Here is a 19,150-nt window from a genome sequence, read left to right as displayed (position 1 = left end):
ATAAAAACAGGAATGGGTCAGGCTGAACCTGACCCTCGTTATAATTAATCTTCAAATAAGTAACAGCGAACAAAGTGGTTCTCAGAAAGCTGAGTGACGCCTGGTAGTCGTTCGCGACATTTATCGGTTGCGTGTACGCAGCGTCCTGCAAATGGGCAGCCGACTGAATCCGGTGTCCAAAGTGGGATTTCCCCTTTGTTGCCTTTCAGCTTCTCGTGGATAGACTTCGATGGATCAGGCACAGCAGATACCAAGAGTTGCGTATATGGGTGCTGAGGATCGTGAATGATTTCCTCAGTATCCCCCCATTCAACCATGTGACCTACGTACATAACCGCGAGATCTTCAGCAATGTAACGCGCCGTTGCGATGTCGTGAGTGATGTAAAGCAGAGACATTTGTTTCTCGAACTTCATCTCTTCCATCAAGTTAAGAACACCAGCACGAATTGACACGTCCAGCATTGATGTTGGCTCATCTGCCAATACCACTTCTGCACCTACAGCGATGTTACGAGCTAGGTTTACACGTTGACGCTGACCGCCAGATAGCTGGTGCGGGAACTTTTGCGCGGTTTCTTTTGGCGGAATCAGACCAACTTGTTCTAGTAGGTCATACACACGCTCTTCCAGTTCCTTTTTGTTGCCTGGTGCAATCTTTTTATGGATCAGCAACGGGCGAGCAATATGGTGAAAGATATTGTGTGTAGGGTTTAGTGAGCCAAATGGGTCCTGCCATACCATTTGTACGCCTTCACGGTATGTCATCAAGTCATGTCGAGAGGTAATATCTTGGATATCACGACCTCTGTATTCGATTACACCCTCGGTAGGGGCGTACATTTTAGCTATCATTTTAGCGGTAGTAGATTTACCAGAGCCTGATTCACCTACTACTGACAAACCGCGGCTCTTGTACATCTTGAATGACACGTCGTTGATCGCGCGCATTTTTGACTGCTTGATTGAGTTACTATTTAAAGGGAAGTCCTTAACGACATGTTTACCCTCAATCAGCAGTTCGCCGAGTTGTTTGCTCATAATTCTCTCCAGTGTAATTTTGTTCTTAGCTAGCGTTATTTTTTGTTGTTAAACCTTAGCTTGAGCAATCGTGTCGCCGTATAAGTGGCAATTTGAAAAACGACCAGGTTCAATTTGACGCAGCTGAGTTGGTACTCGTGTACAAGCTTCGTGGACGCGGTCGCAGCGAGCTTGGAATCGGCAGCCTTGAGGAATCTCTAATAGGTTCAAAGGGTTGCCTGGAATACCAGTTAATTTGGTTTTAGGGCCAGTTAGTGGAGGGAAAGAGCTACCCAAACCTTTGGTGTAAGGGTGGTAAGGACTTTCCAGAATTTGCTTAGAAGGGGCAACTTCAATCAACTCACCGGAGTACATAATGCCGATTCGATCCGAGAACTCGACCATGAGTGACAGGTCGTGAGTGATGAAAAGGATCGAGAAGCCGAACTCTTCTTTCAGAGCATAGATTTTTTGTAAGATTTCACGCTGAACCACAACATCGAGTGCCGTCGTTGGCTCATCCATGATGATCATTTTTGGATTGAGAGCCAGAGCAATCGCAATGACTAAGCGCTGGCGCATACCACCAGAAAATTGGTGTGGGTAGTCATTCAAGCGGCTTGGATGAATATCAACGATTTCCAACAATCCTTCGGCGCGCTTTTTCGCTTGTTCACGTGTCATGTTGGTGTGGCGCATGATGACATCGCAAAACTGCTCTTCCATCGTAAGCACCGGATTTAATGCGTTCATAGCACTTTGGAACACCATCGACATCTCGCTCCAGCGGAATGATTGCATACGTTCATCGCTGTACTTAATGATGTCTTCACCGTTGAAGATGACCTCACCACCAGTGATGAATGCTGGCGGCTTATGAAGACGCATGAGCGAGAAAGCAACTGTGGATTTACCACAGCCAGATTCACCAGCCAGGCCAAAGACTTCTCCAGGCGCAATGTCAAAACTAACGTTGTTACAGGCGCGGACATCACCCGCATCTGTGATGTAATCTACGCATAGGTTACGGATAGAAATTAGTGGTGCAGTCATGATTATTTATCTCCGCTCCATAGTGCATTTTGTGGTGCCATTTCAGGCGCGCGCTCTTTCTTGTCTTTCTCTGCCAGTTTCTTCCAGCGTTTCATGCCTTTGTGAGAACGAAGCTGTGGGTTAGCAATTTCATCAACGGCAAAGTTAAGTAGAGCAAGACCAGTCACCAAAAGAGTTAAGGCGATACAAGGTGCTAATACTTCCCACCATGCGCCAATCAACATTGCTGATGAGGTTTGCACGTTGTAAAGCATGATGCCCCAACTGATGGTGTTGGCATCGCCCAGGCCCAAGAACGAGATTACAGCCTCAGTATTGATAGCGAGCATTACTGAGCCGATGAAGCTTGCACCGACAATCGGGATTAGGTTTGGTAAAATTTCAACGAAGATGATGCGGAATGAAGACTCGCCCAATACTTCAGCGGCTTTCACAAACTCTTTCTCGCGTAGAGCCATGGTTTGAGAACGGACAACACGCGCGCCCCACGCCCAAGAGGTACCAGCGATAATCAAGGCAATGGTGAGTGGACCTGCTTCGCCAATAAAGGCTGCCAGTACAAAGAGTAATGGGTATTGAGGGATTACCAGCATGATGTTCATCGCTGCACTTAATATGTCATCCACTTTGCCGCCGAAGTAACCTGCCGAGATACCAATGACCGTCGCTAGGAAACATACGATGATGCCAGCACCAAAGCCGACACCTAGCGATACGCGTGCACCGTAAGCCACTTGTGACCAAATATCACGACCCATACGTGAAGTTCCCAGAACGTGATCAGCCTTTTTCGACATAATCAGCGTACGACGATCATCTGCTAGATTTTTAGCTACCCAGCCATCAGGATTATTTTGTGCTTGTTTTACGACAAAGCTAGGGTATTCGTGTGGATTACCGGTTCGCTTGTCTGGCGCATGTTTCGTAAGTAAAGGAGCTGCGATCGCAACGAATACGAATACGGTAACAATACCAAGACCGATTCGAGCGAATGAGTTACCTAAAATAAGTTTGAATAGTTCTTTCATGATTATTTGCCTCCCGTACGTAGGCGAGGGTCTAGAATCATGTACAGCATGTCAGCCATTAAGTTGAAGCACAGCATGAACATCGTCATGATAATTAACTGACCTTGAAGTACTTGGTAGTCACGAGCGTGAATTGCGTTCAATAGAACAGTACCTAGGCCTGGGTAGTTGAAAATCATCTCGATGATCAATTGGCCACCAATGGCCATACCCAAAGACATAGATAGCGCGGTTACACTTGGAAGTAGCGCGTTACGTGCGGCGTAATTGAAGACGACACGGTTCTCGCTCAGCCCTTTGCCTTTCGCCATCGTGATGTAGTCTTCGGCGAGAAGGTTGATCATGTTGTTACGCATATTGACGAGGAAGCCACCGATCTGAACGATGGTTGCACAGAATAGAGGCAGTACTGCGTGGTAACCCACGTTTTTGATGAACTCCCAGCTTGACCAATCAGGGATAGTACCTGGCGTGTAAGCATAGCCAGATGGGAACCATTTTAGGCCAATCGCAAAGGTAAACAGCGCTAACATTGCGATAACCATCTGTGGGATAGCTTGAATGATCAATGTACCAGGTGTTACGAATGCATCGTATTTACTACCACGCTTCCATGCGGCAAAAATACCGAGTACAGAAGCGATTGAGAAAGAAAGTACAACCGCAGTACCAGCTAGGAAGAGAGACCAGCCAAATGCACTACCTAGTAAAGAGTTAACTGAAAGAGGGTAGAACTGGATTGATGTACCTAGCTCCCAACTTAGAATGTTTTTAATGTACGAAAAGTACTGAATGTAAATCGGCCCATCAACGAAACCGAGCAGTTCTTTCATTGCTGCGATTCGTTCTGGCGTCACCTGTACAGAAGCGTTAGCAAACATCATGGTAACTGGGTCACCAGGCATTGCTCGCGGAATAATAAAGTTTAACGTCGCTGCAACTAAGAGCGCGACAAGATAGAACGACAAACGTCTTAAAAAATAACCCATAACTCACACCTTACTCACCCAGATTTTTTCCCTGTTTCTGGTTTCAGGTCGCTCCTAGCGAAATTTAGAGCGAAAAATCCCCTGACGACGAGCGCCACATATTGGTTTCGTTAACAAGGGATTTTTATAGGCGGCACACGGGATGTATGCCGCTTGAAATGAACTTCTACTTATTTAACTGGTTTTAGGTCCAGTATGTGAAGTAGACGCTCTGGGATACCAGCCCAAATGTTTGGACGGCCCTTAGGATTTTCTTCGTTCCACCAACCAGTGAAGCGAGTTGTGTTGTATTGATACATGTACGCGCCAGATAGCACAGGAATGGTTACTTGGTCCTGAGCAATGATCTTCTGGATACCATGAGCGATTTCTAGCTGTTCTTGCTTATCAGCGGTTTTGTAGAAGCTGTTAAGAAGACCGTCTAACTTATCGTTCTTGTAGAAGTGCATTGCAAAGCGAGGCATACCGTCACCAGACTGTAGCTTCGAGTTGTAGCCGCTGTCCCAGTACAAGTGTGGATCCGCACCGTGGAAGTAGTTGGTGTAAGCAACGTCGTATGTACCTTCTAGCATTGCTTGGTTGTATACCGAGAAATCTGGAGTACGAGCACGTGCTTTAATGCCTACTTCTGCTAGTTGCTCAACAGCTAGTTGTACAGTGTTATTAAAGTCAGTCCAACCGTTTGGCGATTGAATGAGAAGCTCGAAAGACTTGCCAGATGGTGTATCTACAAAGCCATCTTTGTTTACATCTTTGAAGCCTGCTTTAGCAAGAAGCTTTTTCGCACCTTCGGCGTTGTATGTGTTGTAACCTTTGTACTTGTTGTGCGTCTCTTCGTCAGACCAAGCTTCGAATGCGTAGCCTAGACCTGAAGCGAAGTCATTTACTGTACCGCCACCGTAGAATGCAATGTCGATAATCGTTTGACGGTCTAGCGCCATAGAGAACGCACGACGGAAGTCAACGTTAGTAAGTGCTTCGTTTTTAGCCGCGTCTGGGTTTTTGAAGTTCACTACAAACGCTTGAGTACCCGCTGGTGGGTACCAGTAGTGGTGATTCGGACTTGCTGCAGCGTAAGTGCGGTCGATGTCTGGTACGAATGAAGATGTCCAGTCCATTTCGCCGTTAACGATTTTGCCCAAGAATTGGTCGTTGTTCGCGATTTGTGGCACTCGTAGACAGTCTACATCTAGGTTATCAGCATCCCAGTAATTCGGGTTCTCACACTGAATGTATAGTTGCGGTGTAAAAGTGTCGATTTCGGTAAATGGACCACTACCTACAGGATTTTCGTTTGTGAATGTTGCTGGATCTTTCACTTTGCTCCATACGTGCTTAGGTACAACTGGTACTTTCGCAATTTCGTAAGGAACGTTTGAGTTTGCTTCGCTTAGACGGAATTTAACTTTGTAGTCGTTAACTTTCTCTACGCCAGTTACCCAAGAGTTGATACCAGACTGGTCTAGCTCTGGTTTCTCTTTAACTAGGTTGAAAGAATAAACTACGTCATCAGCGGTAAACGCTTTGCCGTCAGACCATTTTACGCCCTTACGAATATCGAAGGTCACGCTCATTAGGTCATCAGCCATGGTAAAGTTTTCTGCTAGACGAAATACTGGCGTGTTACCGTGCATTTCGTTAAAAACAACGAGCGGCTCGTAAATAAAGTCGGTTGTTGTGTGCAGGTTAGTTGCACCCAAGAAAGGGTTAAAGTTACGAACGAAAGTTGTAAACTCTTTAGGGTGGATAGTCAGTTCACTGCGTTCAGCCGCAGTAGCTACCGATGCAAAACCTGTAGTAGCCGTTGCAATAATTGCTGTTGCTAGTGCTGTTTTTTTAATATTGGCAAGCATAGCTGTTCCTTACTATTTGCTTTCATTTCACTAAATGGAATTGAATGTCATCAATTGATAAACACTCTCTAAGACCTACCTCTTGTTTATGCATTACTCATTACAACATTGAGTTTCGCCAAGAGTGGCCTGTAGGCCTTAGGCAGGAGTAAGAAAACACCTTATCCATAAAATAATCAAACTCGATTCTCGTTAAAAACGTTAAAATATCGTCACTCTCCGTTATAAACGTTATTTTGGCTAATTTTGACTAGAGATAGACCAAAAAATAAACGTTGATATGCGTCGCAGTTTATATCCTTGTTAATAGTGAGTGTTAGTAATTGCTAACCTATAATCTATTTAAAATAAAAGCCTTCTGATTCTTTTCCTGGTTCGGAGATCTCGCTCACATGCAGAAAATGTGTTAATTAATTAGCTAAAAATTAATCTGCCGTTCTGTTGTGATTGAGTTCGCAATCTCTGTCAATTGTTGGTTAAAAACCGTTTGTTATCTGAAAAATAGTCTCTTTTATCGACAGTTTTCTCTCATTTATTGCTCTTTTTTTATTGTGAAAATGAAGTGTTTTATTCGCTCGACTCAACCTAGTTTGGGTAAGTTATATCGATAGAAGCGTATGTTTGGAATGCCTACCATGAACAACTTTGTCCAGAGGCTTATTCGGCATTTTAATGTGGTAACGGTAGAGAGTCGCTGTATTGTTCGTCTTTAGAGAAAGAGAAGGCTTGGATAATAAAAAGCCCAGCGTATGCGCTGGGCTAGTTTTTGATAGGTATTAGCTGGTCAACAGTCGCTGTAGTTTATCTCGTTGAGCTTCGATGTACGCACGCTCAGGACTCTGTTCTTTACAGTGTTCAAGGATGAATTCTATCGAGCTCAATACCGTTCTCCAACGTGGCGTTTTTGGCAGCGTTTCTATACGCATGTATTTATCCAAAGTGCGTGTTTGCAGAGTGCTACGGTCAAGATAAACGCGCCATAAGCCACTTTGTTCGGCAAATGCGAATTTACTTTCACCAGTGACTGACTCCCAATACTCTAAGGCATGTGTCATTGCGTCGACCAGAATTTCTCGCATTAGCTCTTGTTTGTCTTTTTTGTTACCAAGCGCTTTGTCTGCAAGGCGTGTAAACTCTCCACCGAGTTCTTTCAGCTTCTGCAGCTGGTCTTTATCGCCATCAAAAGCATAACTTGAAAGCACCTCTACTGCGGTTTCTAGGTTGTGTATGCGAGCGGCATTGGCTCCTCCGCCAACATTAAAGATATACATGACATCTAAGCCTGAGCCTTCAGGTAGTTTAAGAATGTCTGCTTCGATGTTTTGACGAATATCTTCAATATAGATATCAATCTTGCCACAGTAATGAGGTTGTTTGACGGTCAGATACTTAGGTGCAATCAACTCATCGGCAGATGAACGTTTTAATTGTTCTAAGTTACGCTTGAATAGCTTGCAAGCAGCTTCATTAGCAAACCGGATACGTTTATCTTCACGCAAACAGATAATCGCTTCAGGAGCCGATTCCAGTTGTTCCAACAATCGCCCTTGAGTTTCTAATAAGCTTGCCTCTACAGCCGCTCGTTGGCGAAGTTCAGATTCAAGTATCTTATTCTCCATGTGGCGCATTTCAGCTTGGCTTGCCGTTAAGTGCGCTTGGATGCGCGCAGCTAGCTCTTGTTTATTGAATGGCTTAGATAAATAGTCGTTGGCTCCTGCTTCAAAGCCTCGTACACGATCTTCTGTTTGACTCAGCGCGGTGAGCATAATGATAGGTAGCTCGGCATGGTCATAAGTTTCACGTAATTCACTGCAGACTTGATAGCCGCTCATGCCTGGCATCATGATATCCAATAACAGGAGTTCCGGTTTTTCCTGCTCAACGAGTGCTAATGTTTCTGGTCCATCAGAGACGGTACGTACGCGGTAGCCCTCTAAACGTAAGAAGCTCTCAAGCACACGCAGGTTTACTGGCTCATCGTCAGCGACATACAGTAACGGGCCGTCTGGATTCTCTGGCAGTGATAAGTCTTCATTGTTCTCTACATCGATTTCAGGAATCTGGAAGTGTCCGTGCGCTGCAAGGGTTTGAGTTGTTTGGATCTCTTCTTCACTGGCAAGTGGTAACGTGAAACTGAAGGTGGTGCCGACCATAGGCTGGCTGCTGACGTATAACGAGCCACCCATCAACTCAATCAATTGACGGCTAATCGAAAGCCCGAGCCCCGCACCTTGACGATAGCGACTTGCGTCTTGTCCCGCTTGGATAAGTGGTTCGAAAATATGTTCAAGATGTTCTGCGGGAATACCTTGCCCAGTATCCACAACTTGCACACGAACATGATCATCAACTACATTGGCGGAGATAACGATTTTACCTTCAGAGGTGTACTTAATCGCATTACCGATCAGGTTATATAACACTTGTTCAAGGCGTTGAGGATCGGCAGACACCGCTTTCAAATCCGCTGGTACTTGGTTGATGATACGGATGGTTTTATTTCCGAGTAAATGGCTGGAAAGCTCTAGTACCAGTCGCGTTGCACTGGCTAAACTCACCGCTGACTTCTGGATATCCATGCTTCCGTAACGCATTTTATGATAATCCAATAAGTCATCAACAAGGTTTGCGAGACGTTGCCCACTTTTAATGATGATATCAAGCTGATATTTTTGGCTAGCAGGGATAGCACCGTTAGCGCCGGACGCTAAGGTCTCAGCGATTCCGACCATGCCGTGCAATGGTGTGCGGAGTTCATGAGAAGTGGTGGCTAAGAACTCATCTTTAAGTTTATCGGCCAATTGCAGTTCATCATTTTGTTTTTGAATGATCTGGATGTTGCTCTCGAGCTCTTCATTTTGCTTCTTAATGGTTTGAATTTTCTCTCGAATAGAGCGCTGCATTCGTTCAAAACTCAGCGCAAGACGGCCAATTTCATCTTTGCGAACCGTATTAAAGGTGGTGTCATCAAGATCTCCGGCAGACACTTTTTCGGCAGCCCAAGTTAACTTCAGCAACGGAGAAGTAATAAAGTTTGATAAATAATGGGAAGCGATTACCACTAGAATGATGGCGATCAGCATGGCGATAACAAACAGTTTTTCTAGTTGATGAATACGAGCGAAAGCTTCGTTTTCTGGTAATTGCACGACGAGTGCCCAAATAACACCACGCGTTTCAATCGGTGCATAAGCAGCGATGATCTCTTCACCTAAACCGTTCGTGTAAGTGCCGACGCCAAATGCACCAGAGAGTGCTTTATCGATCACTTCTAAGCTGTTCTTAATGTCATCTTGCTTGGTGTTAATTGTGCGAGGTTGGTGATCATTTCCAACCAGTAAGGTGTTAATGGATGACTCTCGGTTGGCGTCTGCGGCTAACTTCGTGATGCCATTATTTGGTAAGCGGAACATAGCATAGCTGTGTAGGTAGCCTTGCTGAACAATTGGAGCACCTAACCAAGCGACTTGTTTACCACCTTCCAGTTCGAAATCAGACACAATCACAGGGGTGTAGTCTTCATTCACCTTACGGCGTTCAGTGACGTCATCAGCTAGACGCTTGAAGGTTTTGCCAAGTGCTGAGTCTTTGTAGGGGCCTGATAATAAGTTTGTTCCGTAGTTATCGTCTTTGTTGATCGAGTAGGTGACATTACCGTTGATATCGACCAGCAAAATATCATTAAAATCAGAGCGCTTGAGGAGCTCCAAGTAGGCCCAGTGGTAACGTTTATGTAAGAGTCGGTAACGTTCACTTCCGACATAGTTGGAAGACTCGGGTAACGTTGACGTTTTGATTTGATCTCCGCTGCCTTCAATGTAGCGCTGTTGGGCATTTTTACGAGATTCTTCAATGTCATTGCCTAAACGACTAAAAGCATTGACGAGACCGTAGAATCGACCACCACTGGCGTAAGCCAGTTCAGAGCGCACAAAGCCCATGACTTCGGTTTCCCGTGCCTCAAAGTAGTCGATAATTTGCTGTTGTTTTGTATCTCGAACAGACAACAAGTGTGAGGTGCTTTGTTCTTGCAGATCTTTACTGTGGGACTGTAGGAAAAAGATCGCAGTAATGGTAAGAGGTGTGATACTGAGCACCAGAAATGCGGTCATCAGTGTACTCTGAAGGCGCTTAAATTTCTGTTTTTTGTAGAATTTAAACATGGATAAGATTACAACTCATAAAGGGCAGTTCTAAAATGTACTTCGCTGCCGAGGTTCTCGTTAAAAACGGATAAGAAGTTCAACTAGATAGAATTAACAAAATTAACGAGTTTTTTTTCTTTGACAAGAAAGTTAGTTGTAAAGCGTGCAGGGTGACGCAGTTTTTCTTATGAGTGTTGAGTTTTTGAGAAAAAATCGCGCAGGTTTGTACCTGCGCGAGGGAAGATTATGACTTTTTCGCGTAGTAGATAGAAAACTTATTGGTCTTATTTAGCGTCTCGCAATTATTAAACGCTCGCTCAATAATTGGTGGATATTTTAAGAAGCTATTCGCGACAATGATCATTTCACCATGGTTATCGAGATACTTTGGAGCCTGACCCAAGAGTGTTTCTGCTGCGTTGTAGTTCGTATCTAAACCACTGTGGAAAGGTGGGTTACTGATGATAAAACGATAATCGTCGGCAGTGTCTGAGTAAATATCAGAGGCGAATACATGGCCGGTTAATCCATTGGCTTTTAGTGTGGCTTGACTCGATGTGATGGCATACGCGTTAATGTCACACATCTCAATCGCAATTTCTGGATTGGCTTTTGCCATGAAAGCACCTAACACCCCAGCACCACATCCAAAGTCGAGGACTTTACCTGATAGAGTAGGTAAGGTTTCGAGTAATAGGCGGCTACCTAAATCGAATTCGCCATGACTGAATACTCCAGGCAAACTCTTAACAGTCAGTGATTGCTCACCAAGTGTGACCGTATAGGTTTTAAACCAGTCTGCTTGATTGAACGGCTTTGGTTCATTGAGGCAAGTGCCCCAGTAAAATGAACAACGACGAGCGGAATCGTATTTATTGACCGGGCCATACTCTTTGAACATCTTCTCGATGCTTTTAACACCTGAGCGGTTTTCGCCAACCACTACAATTTCAGTGTTCACGCCTAGTTTCGCCATCAACATCGCCAGAAGGTATTCGGCTTCGGCTTTGGCTTTAGGCCAGTACAAAAGCACCATGTCTGCTTGTGTCTCAGTATTAAACTCAGAACCAAAATGGCTTTTAACCTTGTTATGAGTGCGAATTTGACGGTAGAAGCTGTAGTTTGAAGTGAAGACTTCCACAGATTCACAGTGTTTGGTCAGTTCAAGTGGAAAGAGATCTTCGACTTCACCTGCAACTAAAACATGTTTTCCGTTGAAGTACTCGAGCTGACGCTGAGCTATTTGGCTAGGAGCGATATAAGCAGACATAAATTGGGTTCATCAGAAATAATTGGGGCAGATTTTCGCACAATCTGCCCCAAGCTTGAAGTGATTAAGCTGTGACTAGCTGTTGTCTTGCTGGTTGAGGAAGTCTTTGAATTCTTCTTCGTAGATATTAAACAGTACCATTGTCACGGCAAAAATCAGTGGACCGTAAATCAGGCCGATCAATCCAAACAGGTGTAGACCACCCAGTAACGAGAAGAAAATCATTAGGGTGTTCATGCCTGCGCTGCCTTGCATTAGCAGCGGACGCAATAGGTTATCAATAGAACCAACGACGACCACACTCCACACCGTCAAGAAGATAGCCCAAGTCATATCGCCTGTTAAGAACAAGTACGCCGCTGCAGGAATCCAGATTAGTGCGGTTCCGACCACTGGAATGAATGATGCAAAGCCCATCATCGTTCCCCAAAATAACCCAGGGAAGCCAGCGAGCCACATACCGATACCGCCAGCCAGACCCTGAGCAATAGCCGTTAGGAATGAGCCCATCACGGCTGATTTAGAAACCTGCTCTATCTCTGTCAATATACGGTCTTCCTGGCTACGTGAGAGTGGCAGAATATGACGAATCGCAGAGATAATTTTGTCGTGATCACGAAGTAGAAAAAACAGCACAAACAGCATCAGGAAAAAATTCATTAGGAAGTTGGTGGCGTCTCCTAAAATTTTGGCACTGATAGCAACTAGGTTAGAGCCAAACGATGTGGCAAATTGACCAATTTTTTCCGCAATGGCTTTTGGCTCGATTTTATCGAAAGGTAAGTACTCATTAATTATGGCTAAGCCTTTGATAACAAAAGGATGTTGGAATATATCTTGGATTCCACCATTAGTGACCCAGTTGTACGTATTTTGTGAAAAAACAGAGCCTTGTTGAACAATGGCTGCAAACACAAATAGCAGTGGGATAACGATAATAAACGTCAAGACGACACATGACAGCAGTGCGGCCATATTGGGGTGCTTGGGGATTTTTCGCTCAAACCATTCGTGTACCGGAAACATGAGCAAAGAAATGATAAAAGCCATCACAATGGAATTGATGTATGGCTCAACCAATAAGTAGCAAGCAAAAGCAGCGGCGAGTAAAGCGACCATTAGCACTCGGTGACTCGACGTTATTTTTACATTATTTGGCATGAGATTAGTCCAACTTACAGGTGACGTTTACGGTTTGCGCCTTCAAAGATGGCGTTGAACCTTTATTACTTTGCACTCTTAACTCTTTCAAGCTTATGACAATGCCGAATTAGAGCAGAGCAATATACCTTGTTATAATGACCACAAATCAGTCGGTTATCAATCAAGAGATGAAGTATGGGTTGTTGCAACGGTGATAAAAAGTGTCAAACCGAGAAAAAAGCCAAACGAATACCGTGGTTTGGCATTGTTATTGGTGTTTTAGCAGTATTGGTTATATTGAATTGGCAATAAAAAAGGACCGTGATGGTCCTTTTTTAAATTAGTTATCGCAGCTTTTAAGCGATTATTTTGCTTCTTCTGCAAGAGTTGCAAAACAGCGGTCAGCTGCTTCTAGCGTGGCATCGATTTCTTTTGAACCATGAGCAAGGGAAGTAAAGCTCGCTTCGAACGCTGAAGGCGCTAGGTAGACACCGTGTTTGAGCATTAAGTGGAAGAAGCGCTTGAAGCGTTCCACATCGCACTTCGTTACGTCTTCGTAGCAAGTCACTTTTTCTTGGTCAGTGAAGAAGAAGCCGAACATGCCACCGACTTGGTTCACAACCAGAGGAATACCGTGTTTCTCTGCTAGAGACTTAAAGCCATCTGCTAGTTGTTTGGTTTTTGAAGCTAGACGTTTTTCGTTGCCTTCTTCTTTAAGAAGGTTCAAACATGCATAGCCTGCAGCCATTGCGACAGGGTTGCCAGAAAGCGTACCCGCTTGGTAAACCGGACCCGTTGGCGCAACATATTGCATTACTTCTTTACGACCACCGAAAGCACCCACTGGCATACCACCACCGATCACTTTACCCAGTGTCGTTAGGTCGGGTTTGATGTTGTAGTGTGCTTGCGCGCCGCCTAGAGCAACACGGAAGCCTGTCATTACTTCATCAAAAATTAGTAGCGCGCCTTCTTGATCACAGATTTCACGTAGCCCTTCGTGGAAGCCTTCCACTGGTGGAATACAGTTCATGTTGCCTGCTACTGGCTCAACGATGATACAAGCAATTTCGCCTTTGTTAGCAGCAAATAGCTCGCGTACAGAATCTAGGTCGTTGAATGTTGCTGTTAGCGTGTGCTTAGCAAAATCTGCAGGAACGCCAGGAGAGCTTGGTTGACCAAGGGTCAGTGCACCAGAGCCCGCTTTTACTAGTAAGCTGTCTGCGTGACCATGGTAACAACCTTCAAACTTCATGATCTTGTCGCGACCAGTGAAGCCACGTGCAAGGCGAATCGCGCTCATAGTCGCTTCGGTACCAGAACTTACCATGCGGATTTGCTCCATTGATGGAACAAGTTCAGACACTAACTCTGCCATCGCGATTTCAAGTTCAGTTGGTGCGCCGAAGCTAAGGCCACGTTGCGCTGCGTCAATGACGGCTTCGCGGATAACCGCGTGGTTATGGCCAAGAATCATTGGACCCCAAGAGCCAACGTAATCAATGTACGCTTTACCATCGGCATCAAAAATCAGTGGACCGTCTGCTCGTTCGATAAATAGCGGAGAGCCGCCAACGCCGTTGAATGCACGAACTGGTGAATTGACACCGCCAGGGATGGTTTGCTGAGCTTTTTGATACAGCTCTGATGATTTGGTCATGGGGTTATCCTCTTTTGATTGCTCGGACCAAGTGGAGCGCATTGTACCTAGCTATAATCAAGTTAGAAACGTTTTGCTTAATTTATGTGTTGTTTCGCAGTGTAATCTTATATATCCGCATCTGTTATAAAGAATCGGCGGTGAATACTTGAACGAGTTTGTCAGGTATTGGATAATCGTCTCAATTAGCACAAATTTGACGTCTTGCTTCAGGCTTGACGCATTACACGAGTGAGAGAGGTCTTCGTGAGCGAAGTAAACGTACCATTATCTTTTTCTGACGCAGCAGCATCTCGCGTTAAAGCATTGATTGCTGAAGAAGAAAACCCAGCATTGAAACTGCGCGTATACATTACTGGTGGCGGCTGTAGCGGCTTCCAATACGGCTTTACTTTTGATGAAAATGTAAACGAAGGCGATACGACAATCGTAAACAGTGGTGTAACACTGGTTGTAGACCCGATGAGTCTGCAATATCTCGTTGGCGGCATTGTTGACTACACAGAAGGGTTAGAAGGAGCGCGCTTCTTTGTAAACAACCCAAATGCAACGACAACATGTGGTTGTGGTGCATCGTTTAGTGTGTAATTAACACCAATCAGGCAGCCAGTGGCTGCCTGAACTTTACGTAGAAGGATGTCACGTAAAGTCGCTCTCGCAGAATATGCAGAGAAATAATAAAAAGGACTTTATATGTCTGGATCGTCTTTCGGACGTCGCATTGTCGAGCGCCCGTGGCTAGTATCTCTTATCCTCATATTGCTTCTTGTTGCATGGCTGGCAATCGGTCAACTGAAAGCACAAGATGATAATCTCAATTCTTCATCCTCTTCAACGAACACCACGCCACTTGCAAAGGTAATGTTCGACACCTTTATTGCTGAACCCACAAGTAAAACCATCGAACTGTATGGACGGACTGCCCCCAATCGTCAAGCGCGCCTTGGCGCTGAAGTCGCGGGTAAAATAGTCAGCCTCACTATAGAAAAAGGTCAAACAGTCAAGCAGGGGCAAGTGATCGCAAGCATCGACAAGCGCGATCTTGGTATTCAGCTCAAGCGGGCTCAGGCGATGCTGTTGGTTAAAGAGAAAGAGTTTAATGCAGCTAAATCGCTAAAAAGTCGCGGACTACAGGGCGAAGTTGCGTTTGCGACAGCACAAGCGGCATTGGTGGATGCTCGAGCGAATTTGAGCAACGTGCAAACGGCATTAAGAAATACCGAGGTGAAAGCACCATTCGATGGCATTGTTGATCACCACTTTGTTGAGTTAGGCGACTTTGTAGGGATTGGCGATCCTATTGCGACGGTCATTGATTTGGACACTTTGGTGATTGAAGCCGATGTCAGTGAGCGGCATATACAATACCTTAAGGAAGGCCTACAAGCCGATGTAAAAACCATTAACCAACAGCATTATCAAGGTCGGGTACGCTACATTGGGCATGTTTCTTCTGCTTCTACTAACACCTTTCCAATTGAAATCGAAATTGATAACCAAGATGCAAGAATTCCGGCCGGTATGAGCGCTGAAGTACAGCTGCCGTTGAGTGAAGTGTTGGCGGTAAAGATTACGGCTGCAATGCTAGCACTCGATGAAGAAGGTAATTTAGGTGTTAAAACACTGCGTAATGAGCATGTTGAATTTGTTCCGATTCAGCTCGTTAAGGCCGAAGATGATGGTGTTTGGCTCTCTGGGTTAGGAGAGCGAGCCGATATTATCGTGCTGGGGCAAGGGTTTGTACGCGATGGCGATCAAGTACTGGCCAACAAAGTTGATGACGCAGTTGTTGAAGCGGCTAGTGAGCAGTAAGGAGCACTTATGTACACTCTGATTGATGCTGCGTTATCCCGCGCTCGCACCATGCTGACATTACTGGTGATGATCTTAATTGCCGGTGTCATTACTTACGTCACTATCCCCAAGGAATCGAGCCCAGATATTACCATTCCTATTATCTACGTTTCTGTTGGGCATCAAGGCATTTCTCCCGTTGATGCCGAACGTTTATTAGTTCGGCCAATAGAGCAAGAGTTGCGCTCTATTGAAGGCGTAAAAGAGATGACCTCTGTGGCATCAGAAGGTCATGCTTCGGTGACGCTGGAATTTAGTGTTGGAGTGGATCTTGATAAAGCGATGGCAGATGTCCGAGACGCCGTTGATCTTGCGAAGCCAAAATTACCAGAGGACAGTGATGAGCCAACGGTAAATGAAGTCACGTTTGCATCTGAAGAGCCTGTTTTGACTGTTGTTCTATATGGCACCGTACCAGAGCGGACCATTGTACAGATTGCCAGAACGCTACGTGATCGTTTGGAGAGTTTCCGTCAGGTTCTTGAGGTTGAAATCGCTGGGGATCGTGAAGACATCGTGGAGATAGTTGTCGATCCGCTATTGATGGAAAGCTACGGTCTCGATCAAGCGGATATCTATAATTTAATCGCCTTGAATAACCGGGTTGTGGCAGCGGGGTTTGTCGATACTGGGTATGGACGCTTTTCGGTAAAAGTCCCATCGGTTTTTGATTCACTGAAAGATGTGCTTGAACTACCGATCAAGGTGAATGGCAAAGAGGTGATCACTTTTGGCGATGTGGCGACAGTACGACGTGCATTTCGCGACCCTGAAAGTTTTGCTCGTTTAGATGGTGAATCTGCCATCGTTTTGGACGTAAAAAAACGGGCAGGGGAAAACATCATTGAAACGGTTGAGCTGGTCAAAGAAGTACTGGCTCAGGGTCAGAAGCGCGCCGAGTGGCCCGACAATTTGCAAGTCAAATACACTTGGGATCAATCCGACGATGTCAAATTGATGCTCAGTGATCTACAAAACAATATCTTATCCGCAATTATCCTCGTAGTGATCGTGATTATTGCCATATTGGGGGTTAGGACCGCGCTTCTCGTAGGGATTTCTATTCCGGGATCGTTCTTGACTGGGTTGTTGGTGTTATCGGTATTTGGGCTTACGGTCAATATCGTCGTACTGTTTGCTTTAATTATGGCGGTGGGCATGTTGGTGGATGGTGCCATTGTGGTGACAGAGTTTGCGGATAGGCGCATGCAAGAGGGTACACCTCGTAAAGAAGCCTATCGAGATGCAGCAAAGCGAATGGCCTGGCCTATTACCGCATCCACAGCAACCACATTGGCTGCGTTTGCTCCGTTACTTTTCTGGCCAGACATTACTGGTGAGTTCATGAAGTACTTACCACTTACTTTAATTGCTACTTTGGCCGCTTCGCTGATGATGGCTCTACTGTTCGTTCCTGTCATCGGTGGGATCATTGGCAAGCCTCAAATAGTCAATCAGAAAGCTCAGCGAGAAATGGTTGAGCTGCATAACGGCAACTTTGAAAAAGCGACAGGCATTTCCAAGCTTTATTACCAGACTCTGTCGGTAGCGATTCGTCATCCATGGAAAGTCTTACTCAGCGCGATACTGCTAGCGGCAGGTGTCGGCTTCACTTACAACAAAGCTGGCTTGGGTGCAGAGTTTTTCCCTGAAGTGGACCCTGCCTTTTTTACCGTTAAAGTTCGTTCTTATGGTGACCTGTCTATTCACGAAAAAGATGTTGTTATGCGCGAAATCGAGAAGGTGATGCTCGGTCATGACGAGTTTGAAAGTGTCTACACGCGCACGGGGTCGAGCGATAATGGGGACGAGATTGGCCAGATTCAAATAACTCCTGTGGACTGGCAGTATCGACGCAAAGTGAAAACCATTATTGAGGAACTAAAAGAGACCACAGATCGCTTTTATGGTGTTGAACTTGAATATAAATTCCCGGACGCAGGACCGCCTGTCGAGCATGATCTCGTGATTGAAGTGTCATCACGAAACTTGAGTGTTAGTGCGTTAGATGAAGCGGCCAAACAAGTCCGACACTGGGCTGATGGTAATCCTGCACTGACCAATTTGAGTGATACCACTAATAAGGAAGGGATTGATTGGCAAATTGATATCCAGCGAGATGACGCTTCTCGCTTTGCAGCGGATGCTACCTTAGTCGGGAATACCGTCCAGTTTGTTACGAACGGTTTGAAAATAGGCGATTATTTGCCCGATGATGCGGATGAAGAAGTCGATATTTTGGTGCGCTATCCACAAGATAAGCGCGATATTGGTCGATTTGACCAACTGAGAGTGAAAACGGCAGCTGGTTTGGTGCCAATCACGAACTTTGCTCAAATTAAGCCAGATCATAAGCAAGATACCATTCGTCGTGTAGACGGCCATCGAGTTATCAATATCAAAGCAGATATGGTGGAAGGTTACAATTTGGCGCTTGAGCTACCGAAGATTGCCGTTGGAATGGAACAGCTCGACTTACCGGAAGGCATTGAATATAAGATTCGGGGTCAAAATGAAGAGCAGGAAAACTCATCAGCATTCTTACAAAATGCTTTTATTGTCGCGCTTGGTGTGATGGCTCTGATTTTAATTACGCAGTTTAATAGCTTTTATCAAGCTTTCTTAATCCTCAGTGCTGTGTTGTTTTCTACCGTTGGGGTCTTTGCTGGATTGCTTATTTTCCAAAAGCCATTTGGCATCATCATGTCGGGAATAGGGGTGATTGCGCTTGCAGGTATTGTTGTGAATAACAACATCGTATTAATCGATACTTATAATCAGATGCGTAAACGTGGCTTAGATAAATCTGAGGCTATTTTGCGCACAGGTGTGCAGCGTTTAAGACCCGTTTTACTCACGACGGTGACCACCATATTAGGCTTATTGCCAATGGTGTTAGAAATGAACATCGACTTAGTTAACCAGAAAGTGGAGTTTGGCGCACCAAGCACTCAATGGTGGTCTCAGCTTGCGACTGCTGTCGCGGGTGGTTTGGCGTTTGCGACTTTGCTAACGTTAGTTCTGACACCGTGTTTGCTTATGCTCGGGAGAGAGCATCACTCCGAAAAGTAAGCTTCATCGTGATGATATCAAAGAAACAAAAAGGGCAGCTGAGCTGCCCTTTTCAATACCTGGC

Annotated in this window: 12 protein-coding genes; 3 read left to right on the top strand and 9 right to left on the bottom strand. The window is 45.2% G+C overall.

All coding sequences use genetic code 11. The annotated features are described in order from the left end of the window. Positions 1-44: 44 nt before the first annotated feature. The 9 genes from F7Y48_RS07630 to hemL all read right to left on the bottom strand — a co-directional run bounded on the left by F7Y48_RS07630 (position 45) and on the right by hemL (position 14,160). Positions 45-1,040, bottom strand: coding sequence for an ABC transporter ATP-binding protein (locus tag F7Y48_RS07630; protein WP_005394711.1), 996 nt, complete (start codon positions 1,038-1,040; stop codon positions 45-47). A gap of 48 nt (positions 1,041-1,088) precedes the next feature. After that, positions 1,089-2,072, bottom strand: a complete 984-nt coding sequence (locus tag F7Y48_RS07625) for an ABC transporter ATP-binding protein (protein WP_005394709.1) — start codon at positions 2,070-2,072, stop codon at positions 1,089-1,091. Positions 2,073-2,074: 2 nt separating this feature from the next. Beyond that, complete coding sequence (locus F7Y48_RS07620; protein WP_005394707.1) at positions 2,075-3,100, bottom strand: ABC transporter permease; 1,026 nt, start codon at positions 3,098-3,100, stop codon at positions 2,075-2,077. Between the two features lie 2 nt (positions 3,101-3,102). Beyond that, positions 3,103-4,089 carry an ABC transporter permease gene (locus tag F7Y48_RS07615; protein WP_005394705.1) on the bottom strand — a complete coding sequence of 329 codons (987 nt, stop codon included), beginning with the start codon at positions 4,087-4,089 and terminating at the stop codon, positions 3,103-3,105. Positions 4,090-4,259: 170 nt separating this feature from the next. After that, positions 4,260-5,942, bottom strand: a complete 1,683-nt coding sequence (locus F7Y48_RS07610; RefSeq protein ID WP_316683000.1) for an ABC transporter substrate-binding protein — start codon at positions 5,940-5,942, stop codon at positions 4,260-4,262. Positions 5,943-6,718: 776 nt separating this feature from the next. Beyond that, a complete protein-coding gene (locus F7Y48_RS07605; protein ID WP_048625952.1) occupies positions 6,719-10,105 on the bottom strand; it encodes a response regulator in 3,387 nt (1,128 codons plus the stop codon). A 226-nt stretch (positions 10,106-10,331) separates the two neighbouring features. Next, positions 10,332-11,357: a 16S rRNA (guanine(1207)-N(2))-methyltransferase RsmC gene (rsmC, locus tag F7Y48_RS07600; RefSeq protein WP_005394693.1), complete on the bottom strand. Its 1,026-nt coding sequence runs from the start codon at positions 11,355-11,357 to the stop codon at positions 10,332-10,334. Between the two features lie 75 nt (positions 11,358-11,432). Further along, positions 11,433-12,518: an AI-2E family transporter gene (locus tag F7Y48_RS07595; protein ID WP_316682999.1), complete on the bottom strand. Its 1,086-nt coding sequence runs from the start codon at positions 12,516-12,518 to the stop codon at positions 11,433-11,435. A gap of 346 nt (positions 12,519-12,864) precedes the next feature. Then, positions 12,865-14,160 (bottom strand): glutamate-1-semialdehyde 2,1-aminomutase, encoded by a 1,296-nt coding sequence (hemL, locus tag F7Y48_RS07590; protein ID WP_012841437.1) that lies wholly within the window; start codon positions 14,158-14,160, stop codon positions 12,865-12,867. 246 nt (positions 14,161-14,406) lie between these two features. Between hemL and erpA the strand changes: the two genes are divergently transcribed. From erpA to vmeK, 3 genes are all read left to right on the top strand, one after another. Further along, the gene (erpA, locus tag F7Y48_RS07585; protein ID WP_005380031.1) at positions 14,407-14,748 is read left to right on the top strand and encodes an iron-sulfur cluster insertion protein ErpA; all 342 of its coding nucleotides are present in this window, start codon (positions 14,407-14,409) and stop codon (positions 14,746-14,748) included. Positions 14,749-14,853: 105 nt separating this feature from the next. Beyond that, the gene (locus F7Y48_RS07580) at positions 14,854-15,972 is read left to right on the top strand and encodes an efflux RND transporter periplasmic adaptor subunit (protein ID WP_316682998.1); all 1,119 of its coding nucleotides are present in this window, start codon (positions 14,854-14,856) and stop codon (positions 15,970-15,972) included. A gap of 9 nt (positions 15,973-15,981) precedes the next feature. After that, positions 15,982-19,086 carry a multidrug efflux RND transporter permease subunit VmeK gene (gene vmeK / locus F7Y48_RS07575; protein ID WP_316682997.1) on the top strand — a complete coding sequence of 1,035 codons (3,105 nt, stop codon included), beginning with the start codon at positions 15,982-15,984 and terminating at the stop codon, positions 19,084-19,086. Positions 19,087-19,150: the final 64 nt, after the last annotated feature.

Origin of the sequence: Vibrio sp. 2-1-2a (genome assembly GCF_032648565.1) — a bacterium.
GTDB classification, from domain to species: domain Bacteria; phylum Pseudomonadota; class Gammaproteobacteria; order Enterobacterales; family Vibrionaceae; genus Vibrio; species Vibrio diabolicus.
This window is presented reverse-complemented; position numbering and strand designations above follow the sequence as displayed.

Coding starts and splice junctions, on each gene's coding strand:
- F7Y48_RS07610 (WP_316683000.1), bottom strand. CDS start 5,942: ATGCTTGCCAATATTAAAAAAACAGCACTAGCAACAGCAATTATTGCA.
- F7Y48_RS07620 (WP_005394707.1), bottom strand. CDS start 3,100: ATGAAAGAACTATTCAAACTTATTTTAGGTAACTCATTCGCTCGAATC.
- F7Y48_RS07630 (WP_005394711.1), bottom strand. CDS start 1,040: ATGAGCAAACAACTCGGCGAACTGCTGATTGAGGGTAAACATGTCGTT.
- rsmC (WP_005394693.1), bottom strand. CDS start 11,357: ATGTCTGCTTATATCGCTCCTAGCCAAATAGCTCAGCGTCAGCTCGAG.
- vmeK (WP_316682997.1), top strand. CDS start 15,982: ATGTACACTCTGATTGATGCTGCGTTATCCCGCGCTCGCACCATGCTG.
- F7Y48_RS07615 (WP_005394705.1), bottom strand. CDS start 4,089: ATGGGTTATTTTTTAAGACGTTTGTCGTTCTATCTTGTCGCGCTCTTA.
- F7Y48_RS07605 (WP_048625952.1), bottom strand. CDS start 10,105: ATGTTTAAATTCTACAAAAAACAGAAATTTAAGCGCCTTCAGAGTACA.
- hemL (WP_012841437.1), bottom strand. CDS start 14,160: ATGACCAAATCATCAGAGCTGTATCAAAAAGCTCAGCAAACCATCCCT.
- F7Y48_RS07625 (WP_005394709.1), bottom strand. CDS start 2,072: ATGACTGCACCACTAATTTCTATCCGTAACCTATGCGTAGATTACATC.
- F7Y48_RS07595 (WP_316682999.1), bottom strand. CDS start 12,518: ATGCCAAATAATGTAAAAATAACGTCGAGTCACCGAGTGCTAATGGTC.
- F7Y48_RS07580 (WP_316682998.1), top strand. CDS start 14,854: ATGTCTGGATCGTCTTTCGGACGTCGCATTGTCGAGCGCCCGTGGCTA.